We start from the raw sequence: 25,873 nt of genomic DNA on the forward strand, positions 1-25,873 counted from the left end.
ATGATCTCCTAACTTTGATTAATTTACTGAGTTTTTTAACCACAGAAGCTTGAATTTAGGTTAGCTAAAACACAAGCTTTGAGGGGAAAGAAAAGGAAGATTTTCTTTACTGCTAGTTGCAAATAATTCTGTCCCAAGTTTATGTTTGCTGTCTGGTTGCAAATAATTCTGTCTCAGTTGCACTTAATTCTGGCTCAAGTTATCTTTCTATTTGCAAATAATTCTGTCCCGAAAGCTCTTTGTTTGCAGGTCGGAGCGTTTATGTTTGCAGTCCGCTACAGCTACTTATGAATCCCTTGACTCCCGTAGTCAACAAATTAACCGTCATCGCCAATTAACTCTTAAAGGGGTTAACCCAAACCAATATTTGGATCAACTTCATCACCTGCTACAAAGTCAGGATCAATTTGCCCTCCATCATCAGGCGATCGCCATTGCCGGATTAACTGGCCGCCGTATTGGAGAAGTCGTAGCTAGAGGCAAGTTTACTCTCTCAACCCATCCCTATTTACTTCGCTTCCTTGGTCATTCTAAAACCGAGCGTTCTTCTTACGATATTGTGACTCTAATAGCGGCATCGGAGTTATTACCCTTCATTGATCAGTTTCGCTCTTCATTCCTAATTAAGCCGCTATTAAAATTAGAACCGGAAGAGTTAGCCGCACAAATCAATAAATTTAACGTCCAAATTAATCGAGAGTGTAATAAACACCTGGGAGAGATTGTACCCGCCTTAGAAGGCAAGGAAAATATTAGTGTTCATAATTTACGTTCTCTTTGGGGGGCGATCGCTGCCTATTTTTTCTGTCCCCCCTCCTCCCATGAATACCCCTTCCTACAACATTACCTCGGTCATGTGATGGAGAGTTCGGCTACTGGTCATTATTTTCGTTATCGCTTAGTTGATGAGGCGGGTGACTATTTAGAGGACCGGGGCATACTGATTCCTTCCCAAGGAGAATTACCTCTACCAACCGCCGATGAAAGACATTCTACACAGTCTCGCCGCGACGAAAATAACTGTATAACCGACTCGGTTTATACAAAGATTAGCGAAGAGAGAGAAAGGTTATTGAATAGCGATAACTATTTAGATGTCCTGACGGGTTTAATGGCCGTGACCGGGAGAACCCCGGCTGAGTTATTTAAGTCCGCCGTCTTTAAACCGGACGCATCCGATTTAAAAGCGGTCTTATTCTCATCAACTATTACCAATGTTCATTACCGCCTCGTTACTCTAGTTGATGCGATTCTTGTTCTAGAAGCTATTCAACGGTTAAAGAATTTTCCCTCCTCTCAATTCTTACTCTACCAAACTCCTGATTTTATTGATTCTCACTGTTTGCCCAATGTGCAGCAAGTTATTACCAAACATCTTCCCTATCAGAATATTGAAGAAATGAAGGACGCTTATCATCAAGAAGCCGGACCCTTAACTCCGGTCCCCTTAAACGACGATGATACTCTTATTCAACTGAGTCCAGAAATGAGGACACAGTTAATGGCGATCGCCGACCGACTCTCATTCAAAGGTAGCCGCACTGATATGATCAAGGCTCTACTCGACTGGGCAAAAACACAACTTGACTCCCCATCTAGCCGGATTCCTTCGAGTTCTCCCCTTTTAGCCACATCCTCTGTCATGGAGACTGTCAATTACCAAGCCCAAACTTTAAGTTGGTTGACCACTGAAGTTACTCATCTTCGACAACAAGTTAGTCAATTAGAACTTGAAAATAGAGAACTCAACTCCCAACTTCAAGCTGCATCGGAACCGAACTGTGAACTCGAACAGTTAAAAGAAGATCATGCCGCACTAGAACATTCCTTGAAGGCGGCTTATCAAAAAATTGAGCAATTTAAGCGGCTATTATTTGATGATGATCAACCCACTCAAACCTTAGAAGTTCCTCTTCAGAACCATTTACCCCCTCAGATTACACCAAGCCAGAGTGGGATCAAGCCAACCCCTAGTCATGAAGCGCCACCATCTACTCCTCCCCAATCTCAAAGCCAAAAAATTCCCCCTCAACCAACTCACAAAAAACCGACAGGATCATCACAGCGCCCATCCGCCCCCAAACCCACCGGAGTCTCTCAAGGCAGTCGGGCCTATCAGAGGGCGAATGCTATTTTTGAAAAAATACAGCAGTGGAATCAAGAACATCTCCGATGCACTTTTGCCCTTAATGCTGGTTTATTAGAACAAACTTTCGGCATTCATCGCGCTGCGGCTAAAGAATGGATCACTCAAAATAAAGAACTTATTGAGCAATATCATCTCTCCATTGGGGTTGGTAATGCCAGGGGTCATAATCGGGGTAAAGATACTACTCCTCTTCAAGCTTTTGTTAGGGGGGTTGAGTGAACTCTCTTTAAAGAATAACTTCTTGGCTCGGCTTGACGGAGAGCTTTAAATGTTGCCAAATGTGGTGTTTCTCGAACTCAATCCCTTGAGGCTGTCGAGAGGGTTCGCTGACACTGGAGATCGCCACGTTCAGATATTTTAAGGCCATGCGTCGCCCGTGTTTCTGTTTGGAAAAAAGGCAAAAGCTATTATCAAATATTTGGCTTCGGTTGCCGAAAAATTCCCTCAATTGATGAACGAGATCGCTCTTTCTTAATGATGCAACAAATTTCTCCCGATCACTGGAATGGGAAAGAGTGAACTTTTTTCCTTCACTCTATTTTTGGACATTGTTAATGTGAGTCGAACTAGGATTAAACAAAATTTAAGCTCGGCTTGTTGCCAATTATTAACTTTTTTTAGTTATACCTGATGACCAAAAATTCTCCGTAACTACTCTTAATCACATCTTTCTTAACATAGCATCTTACCAGTCAAAAGCATTCCATACTGAAAACCCAATACCCAACTCTTGGCTATATCATCTAACCGCTTTAAACCTCTCCAAATCACCTTCACCCCTGGATCTTTGTCACTCTTGCGTCCGATAAACCCCCCCAAATTGGCTATCCATCTAATACATTGATTAAGCGTTGGAATTTCAGTCGGCGGACGAATCTGCCGAGTTAAAAAACAGTATAATGATTGCCATTCATAGCGTTTAAAAATAAACTCAGGCGATTGCTTGCCATACACTCTAGCCTCGTAAGTCAGCCACAAAAGTCGCCAAGCTACAATCGCATAACAAGCCAAGGCTTTTTCTATCCGCGCTGCCGTCTTAAGTTGCAGTTTTTCCAGTTGACAGCCACTTTTTAATACATAATGATAACGCTCTATTAAAAACCTATAACTGTAGCGTTCAACGCAAACACAAGCACCATCAAACGTTTTTATTTCCCTTGTTGTTATTAATAACCAACTGACGGGTTTTTCTCCCGATGGTGGATGTTCTTCTTCGGCTAAGATTACCGTTACCGGAATTGCTGGTAACTGCTCTTTTTTGGCTCTTTTCACTGGTGGTTGTATCCAAAGTTTTTGGGAGCATCCCATTTTTGTAATTAGACAGTTTAATACGATGCACACGCTTCGCGAGAAACAATCGCGAATTAATTTAAATATTTATTCTATTCAATAAATTCTGACATAATGGGAATGTAAGCATGAAGATTATCTTGTTATGACTCCATCTGAAAGAAAAAAGCTTGAAGCCTGTTTAAGAGAGGCCAGTGAAATACTTTACAATAATGCAGATCCCTCATCTTTAAACACTCTTGAAGATATCGAAATTGCTGTGAGGGAACAGGTTATAGAGAACGTTAGCCCACAAATAGCCCTTTTTTTATTGAAAGAAAAACAAAGACGAGAAAGGGAAGGAGGCGGAAAATAAAAAGTTGTGTCGGACAATTACAAATTACTGAAAAACAATGTAAAAGATTAGGAATTAATCCATATACTCGTCATAGTCCTTTACTAGAAAAGTGTTGTCTCTTATTAAGTGCCAACGAATCTTATCAAAATGCTGAGCAGGATATGTTATTATTAATGGGGCTAAAAGTCGGGCATTCAACCCATCAAAGGAAAGTTCAAAAACTTGACAATTTACTACCAGATGTCAAACAAGGTTGTTCCGAAGTCTCTGTTGATGGGGGAACGATAAGATTAAGAGGATTATACGGTCAAGCAAGTTATTGGAAAGAATACAAAACGGCGAGATTACAAGGGATTTATTATGGTGCTTTTTTCCAAGATAATCAAGGATTAATCGATTGGATTAATAGCCAGAAATTAACTAATCCCCTTTACTGCTTGGGAGATGGACATGATGGAATTTGGAATATAATTGCAGAAATAGGAGATGAAACAGAAAGAATTGAAATACTGGATTGGTATCATTTAATGGAAAATCTCTATAAAACTGAAGGAAAAAGATATCAAAAAGACCAGGTTAAAGCTTATTTATGGATGGGGCAAGCTTCTGAAGCCATCAACTATTTACTTTCCCAGAAAATCGTCGGGGGGAATCAGTTCATTAACTATCTAAAAAAGCATGAAAAACGCCTCATTAATTACCATTATTATAGTTGGCAGAAAATTGCTTCAATTGGCAGTGGAGCCGTAGAATCTGCGGTAAAACAAATTGGATATCGAGTCAAAATAACTGGCGCACAGTGGAAATCTGAGAATGTTAATAATATTCTACAACTGCGTTGTGCTTATTTGAATGGTCAACTAGCTATTTAATTCTAATTAAATCATAAAAATGAAGACAAGTTGATTATTAATTCGCATATTATAGTGGCGAATAAATTTAGCCTGGAGTTGGATTTTTATGGGACGCAGAAGATATATTGAGAGTCAGCAAGATAAATTGGATAGAATACAAAGATTAGCTGAAGCTATTGCAGAAATAGAGTCGTAAGTAGGTGGGCATAATTAAGTGTAAAATAGAAAAACACTTAAAGCTCATTCTTAAAGTTTATGCCAGCCCCCCTTAAAATCCGGTTAACACCTCAAGAAGATGAACAGTTATTAGCCCTCAAAAGTGATACAAATGTTCCGAAAAGAACAAGAGACAGAGCAGAAGCAATAACTCTAAATTTTCGGGGATGGAATGTCAATCAAATATCCTCTTATATTAAATATTCTCCTAATACAATTCGGAAAATTTTTTATCGCTGGATAACAAGAGGAATTGAAGGGTTATATGATGCACCAAGGACAGGAAGAAAGCCTAGGTGGTCTGAAGAAGATGTAAACTATATAGAAAGTAGTTTGGAAAAAGAGCCAAGAACTTATAATAGTTATCAATTAGTAGAGAAGTTGAAAAAAGAACGCTCAGTATCATTAAGCCGAGAGCGGATTAGAAAAATTCTAAAAAAAAAGATTGGCGATGGAAAAGGACTAAACATTCGCTAAAAGGAAAACAAAATCAAAAACATAAAAAGAAAAAATAAATTGACATACAAACAATTGAAAAATATGCACAGCAAGGATTAGCGAGGTTAAAATATTTAGATGAAGCAGGGTTCTCTCTCTGGAGTTCCGTTAGCTATACTTATGTAAAAAAAGGAAAGCAAAAAGAAATAAAGCAAACCAAACGTAGAGGTAGAAGATTAAATATTATAGGAATTTTTGAAAAAGATGTAAGTTTTGAATATGGATTAGTCTTAGGAAGTATTAAAAGTGATATTTATATAAAAATTATGGATTGGCAAGCCGAGAAACCGAAAGAGGATTTTGAGAAATCGGGAATAATTACAATAATTGTTCAGGATAATTATACGGTTCACAAAAGTAAAAAAGTTAAAGAAAAAGAAAAAGAGTGGCAAACAAAAGGATTAGAATTCTTTTTTCTTTCTTCTTATAGTCCAGAACTGAATAAAATTGAACCCGAATGGCATCAATTAAAAACTCATGAATTAGCGGCAAGAATGTTTGAGGATGAATACGAGTTAGCACAGGCAGTTATCCGAGGGATTGAAGCAAGAGCTGCTAAAACAATTATGTCTGTCAAAGATTTAAATTTAATTAAACTCAAACTTAGTCCAAAAGTAGAGTAAGAAAATTATGCAACGTTGTTCGTTTAATTATGCCCACCTACTTATTTACAGTTTTTTAATGATAAGGGAGAACAAGCTGAGGATGGTTGTTGGGTAGCTCGGTATCAAGTACGGCAAAAAGATAAGATTTATTGGTATTATAAGCTACAAGCTGATAAACCTATTTTTGAGCAAAAAAACGGTCAATCTATGAGTAAATACCAACATTTTGGGAAAGCTGGCACAATTGCCTATGTTGATGCTGTTATGGGAGTCCTGAGAAGAACCATCGTCATCGAGTTACAGTCTACCATTAGTTCTTTAAAAAGCTGTTTAGTTGACATTGTATATGATGGAGAACAAGAAAGTAGATAGCTTGCTTTTTAATTCGCGATTTATTATCGCGAATTATGTTTTACTTTTACAAAAATGGGATGCTCCCAAGTTTTTTCCAACGTAGCGTTAATGTGGCTTCTCTGTCATCATGAGATGAAACTCTTCGTAGTGTTATCGTAAAATCGCCCCCTGGAGAAGAGGAACGAATTTCTTGCCACAATGAAGAAGTCTCTTTATCTTCTATATTTTTCTTGACTCGACGATTATGATGTCCTCTTATTAACAACTCTGAACCCCAATCTCTTTCAGTTGCTAACAGGTCATATATATCCCCTTCTCTATCTGTCATTGTGATGACAAATCTTTCATAAAGGAATAAATAATCGTCACTTAATTTTAACGATTCTACCCATCGATAACTTTCTTTATCTTTAAGAGGAATTAAAAATCGATCTTTTTTATGATTTTTATGGGAAGTCGCCCAGACTTTTTGATGAATAAGACCGAAAGGGATTCCTTCGTCGCTAACGCACATAACTGAATGAACTTTTAATCCTCTAGTCTTGTTATTACGGCTCTTTCGGTATTCTGTGGTAAAATGTAGCGATAGCTACGTTTTACCACCAAGCTAACAATGGATTTTCATCTAGATACGTTATTAAATTTACCTGATATAAGCGTTTTTACTTGTTACCGCCAAGAAGACTTTACTTTTCTGGATCTCCATTTTTTAAACCCTAAAGTTAAGTGTAAGTATTGCCAATATTCTACGGATAATATTCATCAAGAAAGACCAATTTTAGTGAGGGATTTATCCATTTGTGGTCAAGCCGTATATTTAAAAATTTCTCGTCGCCAAATTTATTGTCCTTTTTGTAAAAAATACTCAACTGAAAGCTTAGATTTTGTAGAGCAAGGGCGTAATTATACAAAAAGATATGAAAATTATATATATGAGAGAGTCAAAGAATTGACAGTAGAACAAGTCAGCTATCATGAACAATTAAGTGCTGAACAAGTCAAAAATATTTTTTCAAGAATTGCCCAGAGAAAAAAAAAGACTGGTCAAACCCAGAAAGATTAAGTTTAGATGAGTTCAGTAAAGAAAAAGGGAAAAGACAATTTGTAACCGTCGTTAGTGATTTAGATAGATCTTCGTTATTGGAAGTTATAGACTCTCACAAAAGTGATGAAATAATACAAGTTTTAAAAGCTCAACCTCAAGCTATGAGAGATAATGTTAAGGAGGTTAGCGTCGATATGTGGGGAGGATTTCAGAAAGTTGTTAAAGAAACTTTTCCTAATGCTTTAATTGTCATTGATAGATTCCATGTCATGCAATTAGTTAACCAAGCTTTGAATAAAATTCGCTTATTATTAGAATTTAAAGGACTCAGAAATCGCTGTTTACTTCTAAAAAACGGAGAAAATCTAAATCGAGAAGAACAAGAAGAATTACAAATTCTCTTAAATCAGTCTCCTTGCTTAGGAATTGCTTATGAGTTAAAAGAAGAGTTACGAAATATTTATGAAACTAGCACGACTGTTAAAATGGGCTTCAGGAAGCTTCAAAAATGGTTAGTTTATGCTCGTTGTCTTTTCGGTCAAACGGCAGAGACTATAGAAAAGCATATTCAAGCAATTTGTCATTACTTTATTAATCGAACAACCAGTGGAGTAATGGAAGGTCTAAATACTAAAATTAAATTGATTATTAGGCAAAGTTACGGCTTTAATACTTTTGAATCTTTGCGAGAAAAACTGTTAGCTTGCCTATTTTAATAAGTTTTGCTTATCACCCTAGGTACGGGAGAGCCATTCTGGATGTGCCGCCAAATCTTCTACTATCGTTACTAATCGATTGTTCAGCCTTCTATCGCCCAAGTTCGCCCATTTCAATTCTTCTGATGCCCAACTCATGGCTCTCCTATGAACTTTTATCTTTCCTCTTACTTTACCTCTGCTTCTATCGTAAATATTGACTTTTTTCTTATTATGTAATTGTTGACTCCCAATCCCTTAACTTTTGTAACGGCAATTGTTAAGTTGTGTGAACAAAATCCTCAAAACCCTTGCAAACTCTGGCTTTTACTTTGTTAAATACTATGCGATTAAGGCAAAGCAACTTCATCAAAAACGAACAAGAAGAAACAGGAAACCGCAAAGGGTGAAACAGGGCGAACAGCACTCAGTAAAGCAGGGAGTACACCAAAAGGAAAAACAAAGAGAACACCAAGCACATCAAAAGGGATAACACCAAAGGATAAAGCAGGGAGTACACCAACCACATCAAAGAGGAAAACCCCTCTAGATGAAGCGACAACACTTATTGAGTCCTGGGGGACAGTCGCATTACTTGTTAAAGAGCGCTTTGGATTATCTCAACCTGAACAGCTAATTCAGTTGCTTGAAAGACATTGGGCCACCCCAAAGGAAGCACAAGAGGCAGAACAACCACAAACTTCACTCTCTCCTCAAAATGCAAACCCAACCTCAGAGGATGACATTTCACTTAACCTAACAAGTCCCCCCGTTATTGCTGGTGCTGAGGTTGATAAGTCACCCACTAATCCTCAAACGCCAGGGGTAGATAAGACTAAGCCGGATATTCCCATTACTACTACATCTGTTGAGAATGCTTCAAATAATGAGCGTATTTCCCGCTTAGAGGAGATTTTTATCCAGAGCCAAACCTCCATCCATCAACTATCAAAAGATATTGCGAGTTTCATTAACATTTTACCTTCTCTACTCCAGCGCCCTGATCAAACCCCCTTGCCACCGACAACACCGCTTCTAGGGTCTCCATCTCAACCTAATAACCCCACACCGGTGCAGCAGGAGTCAACAGCTTCCCCGTCTCGCCGCACTACTGAAGAAACTCCCCAAAACGCCACTGAAGAGGAGTCTTCCGCTCAACCGGCCACTCCTAAAAATGCTGCTTCCCTTGAGAAAATCAATAAAGCGATCGATCTCATCATCGATCTAAATAACTCGGCAACAACTAAAAAGGATAAGTGGCTCGTCTCCTTAAGCGCACTCAAGCAATTAACGAAATGTGGACAGGATACGATCGCGCGGGTGTTACAACAGAGGGCATCTGAGATCGAAAACCATCACGCACTTCATGAATTGGGCAAGTTTCACAATAATAAGGGCAAATTCGCGCCCCCTATTACAGAGGTGATTCAATTGGCTCCCCCAATAAAATAATCCATCATTCCTTCCTTGCGGTACATCTTTGGGGCAAAAACACCCAATTTGTAGTATGAGGTAAAAATTGCCTCAATATACTACAAACGATTTTTCGTCGTTTCAATCCTCTATTTTCGGGTAAATACATCTCCAAGTTGTAGTATGAATCAGCCCCCTTTCTTCCTGCCCGCTTGCCGACTTTTTCTCCTTAACAGACTTCTCTTAAAGCTTTTATGACGGAGATATGATGCTTAAAATATGATCAATATTCCCAACCTTTGTTTATAGCTTGATTTAAATCCTAAAATATAAAAAAGTTGATCGCCTCACAATTCTATGGAGCAGTGATGGATGATTCTAATTCGACAATGCCCCCAACTCGCCAACTTCGCTATGAAAAACAATGTCGCCAGAATTGGAAAGAGAATGCAGCCAAAAAACAGGAAAAACTACGCTCTTATCTTCAACTTACTCGTGCTTTGAAAAGAAGCCGCGATAGCTGGAAAGCTAAAGCTAAGGAAGCCCAACAACAAGTCAAAGAATTAGAGAAACAATTAGCGATCGCTTCGTCTTCAGCCAAGACGGAAAATTCGGCACGATCCTCAACAGCTAGAACCGAATTTTCTCCCCCTTCAGAGGACAGCATTTCTCCAAATACCCAAACCAACTCGACTCAGGTTCAAACCCCCACACAAAACCCAAACCATGAATTAAAGAATGCCTTGTTCATCCTAATCAATTCCATGACCCTGTTAATCTCTAAGCTTGAGCAGGGCATCTCCCCAAAAAAAAATCGCTCTCCCTGCACAGTCCCCCGTTTAGGGGACTGTGTGCTTCTGACATTCGGTACTTATCTAGTTCTTAAACAGATCTTCGGTATCTGTCAATTGCCCAGATACATCACCGATCGCTTGTCGATTGTTGGTCAGATCAAAGACACGGACACCACTGCCTTTTGCGAAGTTTAACTTGTTGGCCTCAAGCCAGACTAGAGTTGGATAAAAGGATGATTCGTACAGATAAAGTTTTTCTTGACAACTAACGATTGTACGCCATCGAGTTGATGAGGCATAAGGTTCACCCGATTCGGGGACTCGAAACGGTTGTGCAACAGAACGCATAACACTTAAAACCCCAGCGATCGCCTCCTGATGGTTTGTCGGCTGGGGGAGACTCTTTAAATAAAAGGCAGCACGGACAAAACGATCAGCAGAATCAGAAGTACCCGGCAAATGTAGGTCACCACCAAACCCTTTATACTGCTTGAGATTGAGAAGCTGGTCTTTGAAGGGCGGAGAATTACTCAGGACGTTGTACTCAATCGAATAATCACGAAGATCGCCACTGTAGTAGATGTTTCTTTGAACACCACCATTTTCAGTTTTTAGATATTCGACAATGGCCGACTCACCCTGAGCATCTTCGATCGCCAGATGGTTTTTGATTTCCCGTTCGATATCTTCTACTTTGATCTTGGTTGGGACAATTTGCAGATCTTCATTATTGCGGAGGTATTCAACAACTTCTGAGACAGTGGCAAAGTTATCGAGGAAATATTGCACCGCTCGATCGCAATCAAGCCCTGGTTTTTTTGGATCGCGCTCCCCATAATAACTTTCAGTAAGCCAATTAGAATGTATTGCCAATCCTGCTGTATTCATTCCATCAGCTACAGCCTGATTGTACACAGAAGTAACAATGCTGCCATATTTTGAGATCCACTCGATCCCGTCGCCCTCGACAGCACTTTGGCGCTGTAGTCCAGCAGGAAACACCCATAGCTTTTCTGCCATATCAGCACCCCAGTCCATATTACGACCGCAGATTGGATAAAATTTGCCGTCAATATTTCCTGTCCATAACACTCGTGTACACATAACTTTATTTTCTTTTGATTTTACCTAGTTGAGTTTTATAGGGGGTTTTTTTCTTCCCACATCTTTTAGACGTTTCCCCCCCCCTCATTGGGGATTTTTTTGAGTTACGGGCAATTTTTTGCCCAAAAATCTAGGAGTTACCCATTGGCAGAAAAATTAACTTATGCAAAAGCGATCGCCCTTCAGAAAATCAAAGGCGATCGCTCTCTCAATAGCTTGCAGATAAAAGTAATAATGACTATGTTGGCTCTCGTTATTTAAGTTGATGGTATTTCAGCCATGTATTTTAGGGCAGTAATACTAGGGAGAAAGCAGTAAGCACCTCCTCTCGTGATAATAAATCGCTCAAATCCTTTTATTTCTAATGATTTTTCAGCAGACGGAGGGGATAATGGAATATCAAATTTGCTGTCTTGAGGGTTATTCGCACCGAGCAAAGGATCTTTAACATTGTCGCCTAAGTGAGCAAAAGAGCCACTATTCACCCAATCTTCCATAACAAATTCAAATTGTTGTCCGAGACTAGCACAGATGAACAAACCAAGCAGACCCCTTTCTTCATCAGCAGATTGAGGATCATAAGGGGGTCCATATGGTATTCCCCGACGTATAAGCCGACGGGAGTCAGGCTTTCCGATTGCTTTTAGGGTATTACGAGGATTATTGCGCCGTATATGTGAGCCAATGGGACATTTTAATCCATCTTGATCGTCTTTATAATCAAAGCTATTAAATTGTGCGTAAGTAATGGGTGGCTCAAGTTGATCCTTTTCTGGAGAAAGGTCTAAAGGTACACCATTACGCCAGCGACCACACATTTTAGCAGCTAGAATTTCTGGATCAATGTCCTTTTTCTGGTCTTGAAGGAACTTTTCAAAAGCAGCTACATTTTGCTCTAGCACTCGAAAAGCCGCAAAACTGCTATTTTTCCCCAATATATGTGGTTCTGGTACAAAGTATTGTGCTTGTGGCTCATCCATCAAGACAAACTCATAAGCAGGGATAACAGGCTGTCCATCGTCAGGAATGCCATCCTTCGCCGGAAAACCCTCTACTCTCGGCTGTGCAATTCCATCCCGATAGCCAAAATGAATCATGTCACTGGGTTTACCATCGTCATCAAGAAGTTTTGCACCGTCAAAATAACCCAATTCTTGGATTTCTTGTTTCTTAAACTTATCTCGTAATTCGACAGATTTCTGAGAAAGTGTATCCTGATCTTCGGCAAAGAGAAAAAGCAAAATATGAACTTTATCTTGTTTATCTAACCCGTTTCTCCAATTTTTAGGATCACTCTCTCCCGTATCACCTATGCCCGGAGCTTGAGCAATAGCGCCTTTTATAAATGGTTCATAATTTTCAGATTCTCCAAATCCTTCATTAACATTATCTTGTAATTTCAGGGCTTTTAACCCTTCAAAAGTAAATCCAATATTTAAACAATGACTTGGTTTTATATTCCATTGCTCGGCACTGGTTATTTTAAGTGATTCACCCTTGATTAAATCACCTATAAATTCTTTTGCTTTGGTTGCATCATTAACAGAAAGAACAAAATATCGCACAACATTCATGTTATAGCCACGCACAATTAAACCTTGGATATCAGCTAAGTTAAGCTCTTTTGAAGTCGCGTTGTTTGTCATATATATCCTATATTGAAGTACCAGAATATTTGGAAGAGTATTTTTTGTGAAGCTGGCATGACTCAACTCCATCAAATTTGATTTTTCAGCAGGAGGAAAGTGAAGCCAAAAAGAAAGGCTTCTCTTTCCCCATGAATATAAAAAAGCTAGCCTTATTTCTTAAAGTACAGCTTCCTCGAAGTCGGCAACTACCCCTTGAACTGGGTTAGTAATTTCCTTCACTATCTTATCAGGATAAGCCGTATACCATTTAGCGACTGGTTGATCATGTGCTTGTACATATTTAGAAAACTTTTCAGGTTGCTTTTTAACATCTCTCAAATCTTTAGGAACATCGTCTAAATGTTGTAGTAAAGCATTAAATGTGTCACCAACTTTTGCCGCGAAGTCTTTAACATACCTTTCAAAACTTCCATCATAGAAAGTAAAGAGCGCGAACTTTTTATAATATTGCGTCCCATCGCTTCCTGTGGCCGGCTCAAGAAATAAAAAATTCCCAAAATGCACTGTACCTACATCATTAAGACCTGCTGGACTAACATCTGCTATTAATGCACTAAGTTCTTTGTAGTTTTTTTGTACTGAATCCTCGTCCATGCCACCCTTAATTGGTGCAATGAAGCTTAATGGTCGTTGCCTGGGTTTATTGCTCATGATCAAGACTCCTTATATACTGCTAAAGGTTAATGAAAGATGGCTCGTGCCCACTCTCATCTATTAGACGTTTCCCAACCCCGATTTAAGAATTTTTTAAGTTACAGGCAATTTTTGCAATCACATTTAACTGAATGCCACTAACTTATACCAATTGTGAAAATTTGAGCTACAATAAATATAATTATCTTATTTAAGTAACCTCAAACATAAAAGTTGATTACACCCAAGTCATTAGAGAAACCCCAGAAAAACTAAAACAACTCGCAAATAGGCAAAACAGGGTAGTTAGCTTTCAAAAAATACAAAGTTTATATTTATTAAAAATTGGTAAAATTCAAACAGTTACCAATTTAGCTACTTTTTTAGGAGTTCATAGAGTTACTATTCAAAAATGGTTAAAAAAGTACACTAATGGCGGCTTGGATAAACTTCTAGAAATTAAACCTCTAACGGGAAGACCATCTCAACTCAGTAATGAAACAATCGCCGAACTTCAAGTCAGATTAAATGAAGCCGAAAACGGTTTTAAAAGTTATGGAGAAATACAGGCTTGGTTAGAAAAAAATAGCTCATTAAAAATTAAGTATAAAACTCTTTATCATTGAGTAAGATATAGATTAAAAGCTAAGTTAAAAGTGCCAAGAAGAACAGCAGCTAAAAAAGACGAATCTTTGGCATTGGAGTTTAAAAAAAACTTCCTTTATGGTTAAAAGCGATCTCGTGGTTAGAGAAAATTGAACGAAAAACGACCAATAGTGCCAGAAAAATTAAATACTGGTGTCAAGATGAAACTCGCTTAGGTTTAAAAACTTTGGAGAGAAAAAGAATTACGGCTTGTGGAATTAAGCCGATAGGGAAAGTTCAATGGCAATTTTCTGCCTATTATCTTTATGGAGTTATTGCTCCTCAAAATGGAGAAAGTTTATTTTTAGAGTTTTACCCGAAACGACCATAAATGTTTTCAAGTATTTTTAAATGAACTTTCAAATTATTCTCCAGATTTTTTAAATATTGTTCAGTTAGATAAGGGAAGATTTCATTTAAGTTATAACCTCAATATTCCTGATAACATTTTATTAATTTTTCAGCCACCGGCTAGTCCTGAGTTAAATCCAATTGAAAGATTTTGGCAATATTTAAAACATCAGTTAACTTGGAATCTTTACGAAAATCTTGACGAATTGAAAGAAACAGTTAGAAATATTTTAAAAGAAATTACTCCTGACAGAATTATTTCTTTAGCCGCATGGGATTATTTATTAGCCGCTCTAACTGTAGTCTAACTTTTCAGAATTGGTATAAGAATTACAGATACTTTTGAACTAATCGAATCGCACGTCCTGCTTCCAGCTTCAGCCTCCCGAAACCGCGTCGGGTCACTGTGGACAGGTCTTGAGTCACTCCGAACCTTGGAGGGAAGGACTTTCACCTTCATCAAACTAACAGTTCAGGGGTTCTAGGATACTATCCTGTCTAGCTTATGGATTAAACTAGAAACGAATCGCACTTAAGATATATGTGACTAAAGGATAGCCCCTAGCATAAACTCCCCGACGGATGATTCTTCGTAGTAATCAATTCCTGTTGCTTTGGCAAATATGTCAGAATTGCCACTCCCCAAAGCACAAGGCGCTAATTTCATGGCTGTTGTGACTAAATATAAGGTTTGATACATAACACCTACGTGCTTTAAAATAGCAGCATAAGCCATTGATTGATACTTCCAAAAAAATCGACCAAATCTAGCGGTAATAATCAATAAAATTTGTGGCATTCCGTGTTGGGCGCTGGCATTATAAGCATCTGTAAATAAAGTTTCAATCCCTTGATTCCATTGGGTAACTAACTCTAATTCATGGGCATCTGGGCGATAATGATACAGCGCCGCTTCTAATCCCTGACAATAGTTAATAGCAGGATAAATTTCTAATTCATAAATTGCCCCACCACCTGGATAAGGACGGCGGCTAACTTGTACTTTTTCTTTGAGATCAATTACTTCTTTTATTCTAGCACAACGATAGAGTAATTCTCCTAATTGTTCTACAGTAATTGGATTTTCATTGTACTCTCTAATGGAGCGTCTTGATTCTAAAACTTGAGTTAAAGAAATATCTGTTTTTGCTAATTCTTCTAAGTTGGGTTTATATAATTGAATTACCTGCTCACTCATAGGAGGTTTCACCACAGGGAGAGGTTCCATTTTTTCTAAAAAGCGGTATGTTCCTCCTACGGGATTACTATGTCTTCCTTTGCGACTGCGACTGTGGAATAATAAATCATGAAATTCCCATTTAATTAGATGAGTATTTTCTGCTTCTAATGAGAGCATTTTTGTTGCTAAAAGCAAACTAATAAATTGTTGTGTTAGTTCTTCTGTAAGGTCGGGAATTTCTTCTGCTAAACTGGCACAACTTTGAGGTTGAGATAGTTTGCCTATCAGCGCTGTTGCTCGCCAATCTAATAAAATAATTTTAGCTTTAGATCGGGGAGATTCTAAGAGCATTTGTCCCTCTATTTGATGCAAATAGGCAAAGCGCGATAGGGTAAATGTTTGTTGTTGCCAATCAATTTCTGGACAACTAAATTGATAATCTCCTGTCATTGGGATGGCAGTAGCAAGGGGAAACACGGAATGACAAATCCAGCCTAAATAAGTAAGTTTTTCTATATAGCTGGTAAATTTCTCTACTGCTTCTTGACCGTTTTTCTCTTTAACTAATTCTTGCAATTCAGAAAAAGTTTTAGGGTAATTTTTAAGGTGATTGAAGGCAGTTTTTATCCTTAGTTGCGATGCTGAAAAGCTTAATTTTAAGGCGTTTGATTGTAAAATAATTTTTTCATCTTCTGCAATTAGGTTGATGTCTTTTCCTAGAGAAAGGGTAAAAAATGAGTTCATGTTTTTAAAAGAAGTAGTTAGTAAAATCAAGAATATTAATTCCCCTTAATAAGGAGGACTTAAGATTGTAGGTTAGGTTGACATAAGGAAATCCAACAATGATTCAAAAGTCCCGCATTCAAAAGTTTTACTATTGATGAATCAAGAGGATTGAATAATGAATAAATTTTTGTTTTTTCCTCTTAAAAGAGGAGGCTTTTAAGCGAATTTTTTGGTAATTCTTGGGTGTGTTGGGTTGAGGCACGAAACCCAACCTACGAGGCTACGAGGCTGTTAACTATTAGACAAAAGGCATAGGAATAGGATTAAGTTGTTCTTCAGTTAAAGGAGTAGAAAAGCGCCCCATTTTAACAGGAGCATCATACAATCTTCCGGGTCTAACTCGCCACCAAAAATGGCGCAATCCTGGCACAATAACCTTAACAACACTTAACCCAATATCGGGACGAGTTTGATTGAGTACCAAAGTTTCTAAGCCAACTTTTTTGGCCATGTTTACACAAGTCATTACATCTTCATAAATATCATCAGTCCAAAGTTTTTCATAATCTTGATAAGTTTTAGGAGATACCCTCTCATCAGGTGCTAAATAAGGTTGATTTTCTAAGGTAGCTTTAGTCATCCATTCTTGTAAATTCCAAAGTTGAATATTATCATCATGGTCAAACCCTAACCCTAGTTGATTCATTTCGGTAGCGGCTCGTAAAATGCCAATTTTCGGGTCAAAATGCGCCCCAAAACCCATAATAACTTTATCTTCTTTGCCATCGGTGAGACGGGAGAGAGCAACAAATACAGGAATCCCTATATCTGTGGTGATATCTAACACCCACAATTCACGATTTTTACGGCGATAAAACTCCCGTAATTCTAATAAATAGGGTTCGTTAAAACTCTCTAAATCAACTCCCGGACAGGTTAAACGATTGTACCACCAAATTCCAATCGCATCCCGTTCGACTAATTCAAAAAATCCTTGAAGAATTGCTTCTTCTAGAGTATTGCCAGCCGCGTTACCATTGGAGTCAGCACGACCAAAATTATGATCTTCCGGCAGGGGATAACCGTAGTAAGATAAACCCGTAGGAAAATATTTATGAGTTTGTTCGCTTAAAGACCAAACCGGAGTCCATTCAATGGGTTTTGTTTCATCAAAGGGTTGATAAATGTGATTAGGGGAGGCGTTTTTCTGGTTTAATTCTTCTCGGTTTTGGTACTGCGCTTCACTATAATTAAGATGGGCGGCGGGATGAATAGCTCTCTCTCCTAGCTCGGCAAAAGTTGCGGTAATATAAGGTTCATCTCCTTGATAAATCCCCGAATAGCGCTCAATTGCTTCACAAAATCCACTCGCTTTTGATTGACGGTCTGTTTTTCCTTTTCCTGAACTTTTATGATTGAGAGAGCGACGCAACTTATCTAAATCCCCCGCCGTCATCATGCTATGAACAGCATGATAGAGATGGACTAAGTTATTCTCAGGGTGGGGAATTCGCACTAAGGCGGTTACTACCCCAGTAATAGGACTAATTAGGTGTTGGTAGCGGTTGACGGTTTCTTCTGGGGTAACGGTACGATGTCCGCCATCGCTGGTAAAATGCTTTTTGCGACTGGTTAAAGTTAAGGGACTAGAGACTTGCTCAGAGATAAAGTTGCTATCACCGCAGCTAGGACATTGGGGACGCAGGGTTAAAATATGGTTTTGCAATTCTAGTTTATTTTGGTCAAAGGTGATGGCTTTTCCTTCTAAGGTGGGGAATTTTGCTGTTTCTTCAGTGCTTTGCTTGATTATCCATTTGGCGATTTCTGTGGTCGCTAAGTTGAGCGCTGTTTCTAGGGTAGAGGCCAGCGCTGCTCCGGGTGGGGGGAGACATTCGGTTATTTGGGGGTTTTTCTTGTGTCCGTTGCTTTTGTTTGACCTCTCCTCTTGACCTCCCCCTACCCCCTCCTGCGAGGAGGGGGTTTTAGAGTTGGGTTTGGGGGAGTATTTTTGCCGTAGTACAGAAGCTTCTACTTCTCGGTTACCCCGCAAACGTTGGGCGAGGCATTCCCAGCAACCAGTTTTTGAGGGATGAAAAATCGGCCCTAACCAGAAAATAGTGCCAACGGGTTTAATTAGTAACCAAGGTTGCTGGTTTTTCAGGGCAATTTGATTAATTCTACTTAGTTCTGGTTGAAGATAATCATCGGTTAAGATGACTAGCAGGGAATGAGGGGGAAATTCTTCTAATTCTCCATCCCAAGACAGCGCTTTTATACCCACTGCTTTTAGGGAATTTATTAAGCCTTCGGTGGGAATATTACTAATAGAAAAAACATAAACTTGAGTTTGTTGTAAGCATTGATAAGCAAAGGATGGTTCTACTTTTAATAATCCCCAAAAGGCGGCGGCTTCTGGGGTAATTTCTGGTACTGGTTCGCTTAAATAACCTTTGGTTTGCAAGCGCTCTAGGGCATAATCAATATGACTAGGGTCTACTTGCAGTTTGTTGATAATTTTTTCGAGGGTATGATTGCCATTGAGGAGGGGAATAAGTTGACAATAAAATTCACCGCTAAGGGCGTGGGTAGAGGTTTCACTTAGTAAATAGACGTGCTTGGGTTCGATAATTTCGACGCGATAATGTGGTTTAATTTGAGGACTTTTCATGGTTTTTTTTAATTAATTTGGACATTATAAAAAGCTATGGGATCGTTTATCTGTTCTAAATCTTGTTCAGCTTGTCGAAATAAAAAAAATTTACCCATTAATCGACATTCATTGCTTGACTATTTTTTTTCTCTAATCGTTTTATAACTTCTTGACCATCTGTTTTTTCACCTCTTTTTAGCTGTTCTACTCCAACCATTATTTCACTTTTTAGTTCTTCAAACCGACCTTTATAAGTTGTTTCTCTGCAATTAGGGAAGAATCTAGAGGAATGCGCCCTCAAATATCGCAAATTCTGCCAGAAGTATAAACCGAGGGAGAAAACCCCAAACTGGTGCCACTGGGGTAGCTGACTATTGGCTGGGGTTTCTCTTTGCCTTGGCGGATCGGGTGGCACTGGATCACTTCGTAAACTTACAACGGGGAAAAACAAAAAATCTATTTTGTTCTCTCCCCCACAGTGCCGGGTATCCGAAAACGAGTTACTAGCAGAGGTGGTTCGTCAGTTTATCGAAGCCAACAGGAGTCCTGAGCCAGTCAAAACCGAATGAGTGACCTTTTTTGCCCGAGTGTGCTACAATTAGCTCGTCCACAGCACGTCCACCGCCCCCAGATGTACATATAATAACTCACACTACATAACTTTATGCACAATAACAACAATAGCTTGAGGGACCAATGACGCAAAACGAAAACGATGGGGTAACGCCGCCGCCTTCTGCTCCGCCATAGTTGGAAGCGAACACGCCACCATTAACTCCTTCTGCTGTCAATTCTTCTTCTGACAAGTCGATAGGCATACCAGCATGGGCACGCACAGAAGGCTCAGACATCCGGGGCTGTAAGCGGTTGAGCTTTTCTAATTGCATTTCTCGATTTTCGGGGGTCATGGTATTTTTCTCCTTTGCTGAATGTTTGTACTCAAAAACTTTCTCTTCTGAGAAGTATTGTTTTTTTATACCAGAAGTCTTTAGTATTAGCAAGTATCTAAATAGTTTGACTAACTTAATATTATTTAATCATCGTTTTCTTAACATATCGTTAATCTATTCTTAACTTGTTAAACGTCTTAAATGGACTAAATACGTTAAAAACCTAGAAACACAGGCTTTCTTAAATGTCAAAAATGTTGAAAATGTCTTAAAAAATTTAACAATTAGCTTTCTGACGTTATAAGTAGCTTGATTAAAATTGCTGCTTGTAGTAAATTAACTAAGACACTTTTGATAAACGTCGGCAATTGAAAAAGTCAAAATCAATTTCTGCGACGTAAAATCTTGCAATTGCCTCGCCTATTTTGGGGACTTACTCAATGGCTAAAGTAAAAACAATCCCTGGATTAAACAATCTCTGGGAGCAAACACTAGGCAACTCAGATATATGTGTAGCTGTGCTAGATGGGTTAGTAGATAGCTCTCATCCCTGTTTTGTAGGAGCAGACTTAAGCCAAATTCCCACCTTGGTCAATCCTAACCCCATCAAAGAGGGACTAATGTACCAGCACGGGACCCACGTTGCTAGTGTAATTTTTGGCCAGCATGGCTCACCCGTTGAAGGAATAGCCCCCCAATGCAAAGGGTTAATTATTCCTATTTTTTGCGATAAAGAGCGTAAATTATCCCAATTAGACCTTTCTAGGGCAATTGAACAAGCAGTACAAGCCGGTGCACATATTATCAATATTAGTGGTGGACAACTGACGGATTACGGTGAGGCAGATGATTGGTTACAACAAGCGGTGGCCTTATGTCAGCAACACAATGTTTTAATCGTCGCCGCCGCCGGTAATAACGGTTGTGATTGCTTGCACGTTCCCGCCGCGCTACCTGCGGCCTTAGCAGTAGGAGCGATGAACGATAACGGTAAACCCATAGACTATAGTAACTGGGGCAGCGCTTACCAAACTCAAGGAATTCTCGCCCCTGGTGAGAAGATTTTGGGAGCAAAAACCGGTGGCGGAATCATCGAATTAAGTGGGACAAGTTTTGCCACACCCATAGTTACAGGAGTTGCCGCCCTACTATTGAGCTTACAAAAACAGTGGGGTGAGCAGCCCAATCCCCAAAAAGTCCGAGCCGCTCTTTTAAAAAGCGCTACCCCTTGCGATTTTCCCGAATTAGAGGATAAAGCTCGCTGTTTAGTTGGTAAATTGAACATTCTTGGTGCGATAGAAAAATTCAAAGGAGGAGTTATGTCAGAAGAACAAGAAGCCCTCAGTGCATCAGGTTGTGGTTGCCAAACAAGCGCCACAGAGGATGCTGTCACCATCAATGAATCAAGCGCTGGGGATATAGAAGCGATGAACGCAGAAATAGCCGCTTCTGCTGAAGAAGGAATTACAGAGGCAGCAACCGGCATGATACAAACACCCACCGCCGTTGCTAACCCAACTGTAAACCAGATGCCTCCGGGTAATATGCCTGTACCCAATCCAACTAATTATCAAAACTATATTCAACCCTATATGACTCCCAATACCCCTATGTCTTATCCTGTTGCTTCCTCCGTTACCCCCAGCCAAGCGCCCAGCGACATCAACCCCGGTCCTTTAGTTTATGCCCTTGGTACATTAGGCTATGATTTTGGTACAGAAGCCAGACGAGACTCCTTTAAGCAATTAATGCCCGGAGTCACCATTGATAACACTATCGTTCCCGCTAATCCCTACGATGCCCGTCAGATGGTGGATTATTTAGGGGATAATCTTTCGGAAGCTAAATCCTTAATTTGGACCCTGAACCTAGAATTAACCCCGATTTATGCCATCGAACCTAAAGGCGCTTTTGCCAGAGATGTCTATGCAGTGTTACAAGAACTCCTTTCTGGGCAAATTCAACCAGAAGAGGACGAAAACTATGTAGAGCGGGTCAGTATTCCTGGTATTTTAACCGGACGTACTGTTAAACTATTTTCTGGTCAAATTGTGCCCGTGATTGAGCCACAGAACACGCGGGGGCTGTATGGTTGGAAAGTTAATACCTTAATTGGCGCTGCTTTAGATACTATCGGCGCTCAAGTGGGTGAAACAGAGGAAGATAACGTCCGCAGAACTTTGGGAGGCTTCCTCAACCGCATTTACTATGATTTCCGCAATTTGGGAACTACTTCTCAAGACCGGGCGCTCAACTTTGCCACTACTAACGCTTTCCAAGCCGCCACAACCATTGCCACTGCCGTAGCAGAAGCAATGGAACTCGATACCATTACCGTAGAAAAAAGCCCCTTCTGTCGGGTAGACAGTGATTGTTGGGATGTTAAACTAAAATTCTTCGACCCAGAAAACAACCGCCGCGCTAAAAAAGTCTTCCGCTTTACCATTGATGTCAGTGACATTATTCCAGTAACTTTAGGGAAAGTCCGCACTTGGTCTACTGCTTATTAATTTTTAACTATGGAAAATTTGACCAACAGTAACCAAACTTACGCGCCTCCCGACTCCCACATCCAAAGCGTTGGGGATTGGTATAACCGGCTACCGATTAATCACAGCAAAGTTGTTTCCGATAATTGGGCCCGGTTTCATAATATGGATTTAGCCCGACGCGCCGGCATTAAACCTGGGGATTATGTTCTCGATGCTGGTTGTGGGGTAGGAATTCCCGCGATCCACTTTGCTCAGGAGTTCCCAGGCACTAGAATAGAAGGGATGACCCTCTCAGAAGTAGAAGCGGATGAAGCTCGCAGACGGGTAGAAATAGCCGGATTAAGCGATCGCATTATCATTAGGGTGGGGGACTTTCATCATTTACCCTTTCCTGATGGGATATTCGATCTAGCTTTTTATAATGACAGTATTAAATATTCTAATAATTTGCCCCTAGCTTTTAGGGAAGTTTACCGGGCGCTGCATCCAGGAGGACGAATCTATATGACAGATCACGTCAGCAGAGAACCCCCTTTAACGGAGCAACAGCAACAAGAACTCGCTAAGTTTAATCGGGATTTTCGTTGCTATATTTGTCCTCTGAGTCAACTAGGAAAAGTTGCCCAAGAAAGCGGCTTTGTAGATATTCAGCTTGGGGATATGACGGGACAATTGCCTACTCAAGACGTGAGAAAGATTTGGGTTGATGTTCAAAGTCCCAGTGGTGCTATGTATTATGGGGAAATTAAAGCCACTAAACCAGCCCCCACCGTCAGAAAAACTCAAACCATTCTACCAGCAAGCTATCCTCACCCCGATCCCCATGTACAAAAAATAAAAACCTTATATGATGCGACTCCTGTTCCCTGCGATCGCGCTACTTTGCAAAGTACAACTTGGGCAGATTACAGCGATAAGGATGCCTCTAAAGATCATAATCTTTATTATACTCAACAAGCCGGCATTAAATCAGGGGATTATATCTTAGATGCAGGTTGTGGTATTGGGGGTCCTGCTATTGACATTGCTAGCACGACACCTAGTACCTTAATTGAAGCTATTAACTTATCCTCAGAACAGGTTAAGCAAGCAAGAATTCAAGTTGCCCAAGCCGGACTTAGCGATCGCATCCGAGTTACAGAGGCGGATTTACACTCTATCCCTTTCCAGTATGGGGTATTTGATGTAGTGTTGATGCTGGAAAGTCTTGGTTACTCAAAAACCCGACCAAAGGCGCTAAGAGAAGCTTATCGCGCTTTGCGACCGGGAGGATCTCTGTATATTAAAGACCTTTTCTGCAAAGAGGGGCTTTTATCTCATCAAGAACAGCAGGATTTATCCCAATTCCAACCCCGCCATCTCTATCATACTCCTCCTTTGAGTCAAGCCGCCGAAGAGGTGCGCCTAGTAGGATTTGAGGATGTTAACTGGAAAGATATCAGCGAAACGGTTAACTTTGATAAATTTCTTGACTTTATAGCCAGAAACGGGGGTTTTCAAAATCTGCCTTTAATTGCTGGGGAAATTAGAGCCAAAAAACCGAAAACCTTTTCTTATGTTACTCCTAGTCAAGGTTTAGAAATTCCTGCCCAAAGCAAAACCAGCCGCTTAGTTTATGCACTGGGTACATTAGGCTATGATTTTGGTACAGAAGCGTGGCGAGATTCCTTTAAGCAACTGATGCCGGGACTAGAAATAGATGGGACAGTTGTTCCTGCTAATCCCTACGATGCGCGTCAGATGGTAGATTACCTCTTTGATAACCCTTCGGAAGCTAAATCTTTAATTTGGACGCTAAATCTGGAATTAACGCCGATTTATGCTATTGAACCGATTGAGGCTTTTGCCAGTGATGTCTATGAAACCTTACAATTAATGTTAACTGGAGAAGTAGAACCAGAAGACAGCGAAAACTACATCGAACGGGTGAGTATTCCTGCTAGACTTACCTCAAGGACTGTCAAGCTCTTTTCTGGGCAAATTGTCCCAGTTATCGAGCCGGAGAACATTCGGGGTATGTATGGTTGGAATGTCAATCGTCTGGTTAGGTCCGCCTTAGAAACTGTAGAGGTTGATGAGCAAAGAGTGCGACGAACTTTGAGTAGTTTTCTCAATCGGATCTACTATGATTTAAGAAACTGGGGACAAACTGATAGAGATAGGGCGCTTAATTTTGCAGCAACCAATGCTTTTCAAGCAGCTTCGACTTTTGCTGAAGCTGTGGTGACGGGTTATGAACTTGATACAATCGAAGTTTATAAAAGCGCTTATTGTCGCTATGATAGTAATTGTTGGGATGTAAAATTAAAGTTTTTCGACCCAGAAAATAAAGAACGAGCTAGAAAAATCATTCGTTTTACAATAGATGTCAAGGATATAATGCCTGTAACTTTAGGGGAAGTGCGTTCTTGGTCTGCACCTAATTAAGAACACCTATCTGATCATAACAATTATCTAATAAGGACGACCCTAATTTACTTCCTATTCCCTGTTCCCTATTCCCTTATTATAAAAGGAGAAAACTATGAGATTACCAAAACTTGCCCCTCCTGTGAAAAGACCAGATATTATTTATCCTCACCGTTCTGTAGATGTTATTCATGGTAGAGTACAGGATTTAGTTGGCATTCGTATGGATTTATTACACGGCGCTAACTATAACGATCCTGCGGCTTTTAATTATAGCGCTTGTTCTCAATCTCCTCCTCCTTTTGGATGCGGCGGTTGGGAAGGTTATTAAATTCACGCATTCAAAAGTTTTACCTCTTGATGAATCACTCTTGATTGAAAAAGGAATAAATTTTTGTTTTTTTTCTCTTGTAATAGGAGGGTTTTAACCCAACTTTCTCGGTAATAAGTAATAGATAAAAGGCAAATCTCACTCAAACCAGGAGACTTTTTAATCATGGCTAAAAAAACACAATCTCAACAAAACCCAGAACAAAATCCTTCAAAACCAACGGAAAAAATTTCTCAAGAAGTTAAGACTCATCTGTTAGCAACCGGATTAGAAGATTACGTTTTTTGGTGGCAGGAAATGCTCAAAACTCAAAAAAATGCAGAAAAAGAACAAAAACCCTTCCGCAGAGGACGAATTTGGTCTTAGCAAATCAGATCAGTCAAATTTGGCAAATTTAATGCTTTTAATTGTCCCCTAACAGCCATTAAATTCAGGGCAAACGCATCTAAATTTTATTGACTAAACAGTGTTTTTGTGTATTGATTCCCGGTGTGGCTCAGTCAAAACAATAAAAAAAAATAAGAGGAAAAGATCCGGATGGGATAATGATTATTTACTAAAAA

The 25,873-nt window shown here is 39.6% G+C and carries 23 protein-coding genes and 2 pseudogenes; 15 read left to right on the plus strand and 10 right to left on the minus strand.

Annotated elements, in window-relative coordinates; all coding sequences use genetic code 11:
* Nucleotides 1-265 precede the first annotated feature (265 nt).
* A complete protein-coding gene (locus CYAN7822_RS31895; RefSeq protein ID WP_013335036.1) occupies nucleotides 266-2,368 on the plus strand; it encodes a protelomerase family protein in 2,103 nt (700 codons plus the stop codon).
* Nucleotides 2,369-2,821: 453 nt separating this feature from the next.
* On the opposite strand, the gene CYAN7822_RS31900 is transcribed toward CYAN7822_RS31895, so the two are convergent.
* Entirely contained in the window at nucleotides 2,822-3,457 is a 636-nt protein-coding gene (locus CYAN7822_RS31900; protein WP_049802816.1) for an IS4 family transposase, read from the minus strand.
* A 127-nt stretch (nucleotides 3,458-3,584) separates the two neighbouring features.
* On the opposite strand from CYAN7822_RS31900, the gene CYAN7822_RS31910 reads away from it, so the two are divergent.
* The 4 genes from CYAN7822_RS31910 (at nucleotide 3,585) to CYAN7822_RS39890 (ending at nucleotide 6,321) form a co-directional block, all read left to right on the plus strand.
* Nucleotides 3,585-4,648 (plus strand): ISKra4 family transposase gene (locus CYAN7822_RS31910; protein WP_157872038.1). Its coding sequence is split into 2 segments (ribosomal slippage): nucleotides 3,585-3,741 and nucleotides 3,741-4,648, totalling 1,065 coding nucleotides; the frame shifts between segments, so codons are not numbered across the junction.
* Nucleotides 4,649-4,885: 237 nt separating this feature from the next.
* The gene (locus CYAN7822_RS31915) at nucleotides 4,886-5,323 is read left to right on the plus strand and encodes a helix-turn-helix domain-containing protein (RefSeq protein ID WP_041934274.1); all 438 of its coding nucleotides are present in this window, start codon (nucleotides 4,886-4,888) and stop codon (nucleotides 5,321-5,323) included.
* 53 nt (nucleotides 5,324-5,376) lie between these two features.
* On the plus strand, nucleotides 5,377-5,967 hold the full coding sequence (locus tag CYAN7822_RS31920; RefSeq protein ID WP_245602852.1) for an IS630 family transposase: 591 nt from the start codon (nucleotides 5,377-5,379) through the stop codon (nucleotides 5,965-5,967).
* 189 nt (nucleotides 5,968-6,156) lie between these two features.
* Nucleotides 6,157-6,321 (plus strand): hypothetical protein, encoded by a 165-nt coding sequence (locus CYAN7822_RS39890; RefSeq protein WP_245602844.1) that lies wholly within the window; start codon nucleotides 6,157-6,159, stop codon nucleotides 6,319-6,321.
* Between the two features lie 46 nt (nucleotides 6,322-6,367).
* On the opposite strand, the gene CYAN7822_RS31930 is transcribed toward CYAN7822_RS39890, so the two are convergent.
* Nucleotides 6,368-6,817 (minus strand): hypothetical protein, encoded by a 450-nt coding sequence (locus CYAN7822_RS31930; protein ID WP_049802817.1) that lies wholly within the window; start codon nucleotides 6,815-6,817, stop codon nucleotides 6,368-6,370.
* Nucleotides 6,818-6,916: 99 nt separating this feature from the next.
* Between CYAN7822_RS31930 and CYAN7822_RS40620 the strand changes: the two are divergent.
* Nucleotides 6,917-8,064: pseudogene (locus tag CYAN7822_RS40620) on the plus strand (ISL3 family transposase).
* 18 nt (nucleotides 8,065-8,082) lie between these two features.
* Here CYAN7822_RS40620 and CYAN7822_RS36400 read toward each other — a convergent pair.
* Together CYAN7822_RS36400 and CYAN7822_RS38255 are read right to left on the minus strand one after the other, a co-directional pair.
* Complete coding sequence (locus CYAN7822_RS36400; protein WP_013335038.1) at nucleotides 8,083-8,202, minus strand: IS4/Tn5 family transposase DNA-binding protein; 120 nt, start codon at nucleotides 8,200-8,202, stop codon at nucleotides 8,083-8,085.
* A 191-nt stretch (nucleotides 8,203-8,393) separates the two neighbouring features.
* Nucleotides 8,394-8,570 carry a hypothetical protein gene (locus CYAN7822_RS38255; RefSeq protein WP_157872039.1) on the minus strand — a complete coding sequence of 59 codons (177 nt, stop codon included), beginning with the start codon at nucleotides 8,568-8,570 and terminating at the stop codon, nucleotides 8,394-8,396.
* Between the two features lie 115 nt (nucleotides 8,571-8,685).
* Here CYAN7822_RS38255 and CYAN7822_RS31950 point away from each other — a divergent pair, with 115 nt between their 5' ends.
* Complete coding sequence (locus CYAN7822_RS31950) at nucleotides 8,686-9,495, plus strand: hypothetical protein (protein ID WP_013335039.1); 810 nt, start codon at nucleotides 8,686-8,688, stop codon at nucleotides 9,493-9,495.
* A gap of 329 nt (nucleotides 9,496-9,824) precedes the next feature.
* Nucleotides 9,825-10,445 (plus strand): hypothetical protein, encoded by a 621-nt coding sequence (locus CYAN7822_RS39905; RefSeq protein ID WP_013335040.1) that lies wholly within the window; start codon nucleotides 9,825-9,827, stop codon nucleotides 10,443-10,445.
* Here CYAN7822_RS39905 and CYAN7822_RS31960 read toward each other — a convergent pair.
* From CYAN7822_RS31960 to CYAN7822_RS31970, 3 genes are all read right to left on the minus strand, one after another.
* A complete protein-coding gene (locus tag CYAN7822_RS31960) occupies nucleotides 10,332-11,354 on the minus strand; it encodes a linear amide C-N hydrolase (protein ID WP_013335041.1) in 1,023 nt (340 codons plus the stop codon). The two genes, CYAN7822_RS39905 and CYAN7822_RS31960, sit on opposite strands and share 114 nt — an antisense overlap.
* Nucleotides 11,355-11,611: 257 nt before the next feature.
* Entirely contained in the window at nucleotides 11,612-13,000 is a 1,389-nt protein-coding gene (locus CYAN7822_RS31965) for a Dyp-type peroxidase (RefSeq protein ID WP_013335042.1), read from the minus strand.
* A gap of 159 nt (nucleotides 13,001-13,159) precedes the next feature.
* The gene (locus CYAN7822_RS31970) at nucleotides 13,160-13,654 is read right to left on the minus strand and encodes a hypothetical protein (protein ID WP_013335043.1); all 495 of its coding nucleotides are present in this window, start codon (nucleotides 13,652-13,654) and stop codon (nucleotides 13,160-13,162) included.
* Nucleotides 13,655-13,956: 302 nt separating this feature from the next.
* Here CYAN7822_RS31970 and CYAN7822_RS38265 point away from each other — a divergent pair, with 302 nt between their 5' ends.
* The 3 genes and pseudogenes from CYAN7822_RS38265 to CYAN7822_RS40625 form a co-directional block, all read left to right on the plus strand.
* A complete protein-coding gene (locus CYAN7822_RS38265; protein WP_280990587.1) occupies nucleotides 13,957-14,262 on the plus strand; it encodes a helix-turn-helix domain-containing protein in 306 nt (101 codons plus the stop codon).
* 206 nt (nucleotides 14,263-14,468) lie between these two features.
* Nucleotides 14,469-14,612 (plus strand): hypothetical protein, encoded by a 144-nt coding sequence (locus tag CYAN7822_RS39260; RefSeq protein WP_216701642.1) that lies wholly within the window; start codon nucleotides 14,469-14,471, stop codon nucleotides 14,610-14,612.
* Between the two features lie 10 nt (nucleotides 14,613-14,622).
* A pseudogene (locus CYAN7822_RS40625) lies at nucleotides 14,623-14,832 on the plus strand (transposase); the annotation flags it as partial.
* A gap of 347 nt (nucleotides 14,833-15,179) precedes the next feature.
* Here CYAN7822_RS40625 and CYAN7822_RS31985 read toward each other — a convergent pair.
* From CYAN7822_RS31985 to CYAN7822_RS32000, 3 genes are all read right to left on the minus strand, one after another.
* Entirely contained in the window at nucleotides 15,180-16,556 is a 1,377-nt protein-coding gene (locus CYAN7822_RS31985; protein ID WP_013335044.1) for a SagB family peptide dehydrogenase, read from the minus strand.
* A 280-nt stretch (nucleotides 16,557-16,836) separates the two neighbouring features.
* Nucleotides 16,837-19,206: a TOMM precursor leader peptide-binding protein gene (locus tag CYAN7822_RS31990; RefSeq protein WP_013335045.1), complete on the minus strand. Its 2,370-nt coding sequence runs from the start codon at nucleotides 19,204-19,206 to the stop codon at nucleotides 16,837-16,839.
* Nucleotides 19,207-19,850: 644 nt separating this feature from the next.
* On the minus strand, nucleotides 19,851-20,096 hold the full coding sequence (locus CYAN7822_RS32000; protein ID WP_013335046.1) for a hypothetical protein: 246 nt from the start codon (nucleotides 20,094-20,096) through the stop codon (nucleotides 19,851-19,853).
* A 422-nt stretch (nucleotides 20,097-20,518) separates the two neighbouring features.
* On the opposite strand from CYAN7822_RS32000, the gene CYAN7822_RS32005 reads away from it, so the two are divergent.
* The 4 genes from CYAN7822_RS32005 (at nucleotide 20,519) to CYAN7822_RS32020 (ending at nucleotide 25,676) form a co-directional block, all read left to right on the plus strand.
* The gene (locus CYAN7822_RS32005; RefSeq protein WP_013335047.1) at nucleotides 20,519-22,588 is read left to right on the plus strand and encodes a S8 family peptidase; all 2,070 of its coding nucleotides are present in this window, start codon (nucleotides 20,519-20,521) and stop codon (nucleotides 22,586-22,588) included.
* Nucleotides 22,589-22,597: 9 nt separating this feature from the next.
* On the plus strand, nucleotides 22,598-24,997 hold the full coding sequence (locus CYAN7822_RS37115; protein WP_013335048.1) for a PatA/PatG family cyanobactin maturation protease: 2,400 nt from the start codon (nucleotides 22,598-22,600) through the stop codon (nucleotides 24,995-24,997).
* Nucleotides 24,998-25,094: 97 nt separating this feature from the next.
* Complete coding sequence (locus CYAN7822_RS32015) at nucleotides 25,095-25,310, plus strand: cyanobactin biosynthesis system PatB/AcyB/McaB family protein (RefSeq protein WP_013335049.1); 216 nt, start codon at nucleotides 25,095-25,097, stop codon at nucleotides 25,308-25,310.
* 165 nt (nucleotides 25,311-25,475) lie between these two features.
* Entirely contained in the window at nucleotides 25,476-25,676 is a 201-nt protein-coding gene (locus tag CYAN7822_RS32020; RefSeq protein ID WP_013335050.1) for a cyanobactin biosynthesis PatC/TenC/TruC family protein, read from the plus strand.
* Nucleotides 25,677-25,873: the final 197 nt, after the last annotated feature.

It is taken from the genome of Gloeothece verrucosa PCC 7822 (assembly GCF_000147335.1).
GTDB classification, from domain to species: Bacteria; Cyanobacteriota; Cyanobacteriia; order Cyanobacteriales; family Microcystaceae; genus Gloeothece; species Gloeothece verrucosa.

Coding starts and splice junctions, on each gene's coding strand:
- CYAN7822_RS32000 (WP_013335046.1), bottom strand. CDS start 20,096: ATGACCCCCGAAAATCGAGAAATGCAATTAGAAAAGCTCAACCGCTTA.
- CYAN7822_RS31960 (WP_013335041.1), bottom strand. CDS start 11,354: ATGTGTACACGAGTGTTATGGACAGGAAATATTGACGGCAAATTTTAT.
- CYAN7822_RS31915 (WP_041934274.1), top strand. CDS start 4,886: ATGCCAGCCCCCCTTAAAATCCGGTTAACACCTCAAGAAGATGAACAG.
- CYAN7822_RS31930 (WP_049802817.1), bottom strand. CDS start 6,817: ATGTGCGTTAGCGACGAAGGAATCCCTTTCGGTCTTATTCATCAAAAA.
- CYAN7822_RS32005 (WP_013335047.1), top strand. CDS start 20,519: ATGGCTAAAGTAAAAACAATCCCTGGATTAAACAATCTCTGGGAGCAA.
- CYAN7822_RS32020 (WP_013335050.1), top strand. CDS start 25,476: ATGGCTAAAAAAACACAATCTCAACAAAACCCAGAACAAAATCCTTCA.
- CYAN7822_RS32015 (WP_013335049.1), top strand. CDS start 25,095: ATGAGATTACCAAAACTTGCCCCTCCTGTGAAAAGACCAGATATTATT.
- CYAN7822_RS37115 (WP_013335048.1), top strand. CDS start 22,598: ATGGAAAATTTGACCAACAGTAACCAAACTTACGCGCCTCCCGACTCC.
- CYAN7822_RS31965 (WP_013335042.1), bottom strand. CDS start 13,000: ATGACAAACAACGCGACTTCAAAAGAGCTTAACTTAGCTGATATCCAA.
- CYAN7822_RS39890 (WP_245602844.1), top strand. CDS start 6,157: ATGAGTAAATACCAACATTTTGGGAAAGCTGGCACAATTGCCTATGTT.
- CYAN7822_RS31900 (WP_049802816.1), bottom strand. CDS start 3,457: ATGGGATGCTCCCAAAAACTTTGGATACAACCACCAGTGAAAAGAGCC.
- CYAN7822_RS39905 (WP_013335040.1), top strand. CDS start 9,825: ATGGATGATTCTAATTCGACAATGCCCCCAACTCGCCAACTTCGCTAT.
- CYAN7822_RS31990 (WP_013335045.1), bottom strand. CDS start 19,206: ATGAAAAGTCCTCAAATTAAACCACATTATCGCGTCGAAATTATCGAA.
- CYAN7822_RS31970 (WP_013335043.1), bottom strand. CDS start 13,654: ATGAGCAATAAACCCAGGCAACGACCATTAAGCTTCATTGCACCAATT.
- CYAN7822_RS31985 (WP_013335044.1), bottom strand. CDS start 16,556: ATGAACTCATTTTTTACCCTTTCTCTAGGAAAAGACATCAACCTAATT.
- CYAN7822_RS36400 (WP_013335038.1), bottom strand. CDS start 8,202: ATGAGTTGGGCATCAGAAGAATTGAAATGGGCGAACTTGGGCGATAGA.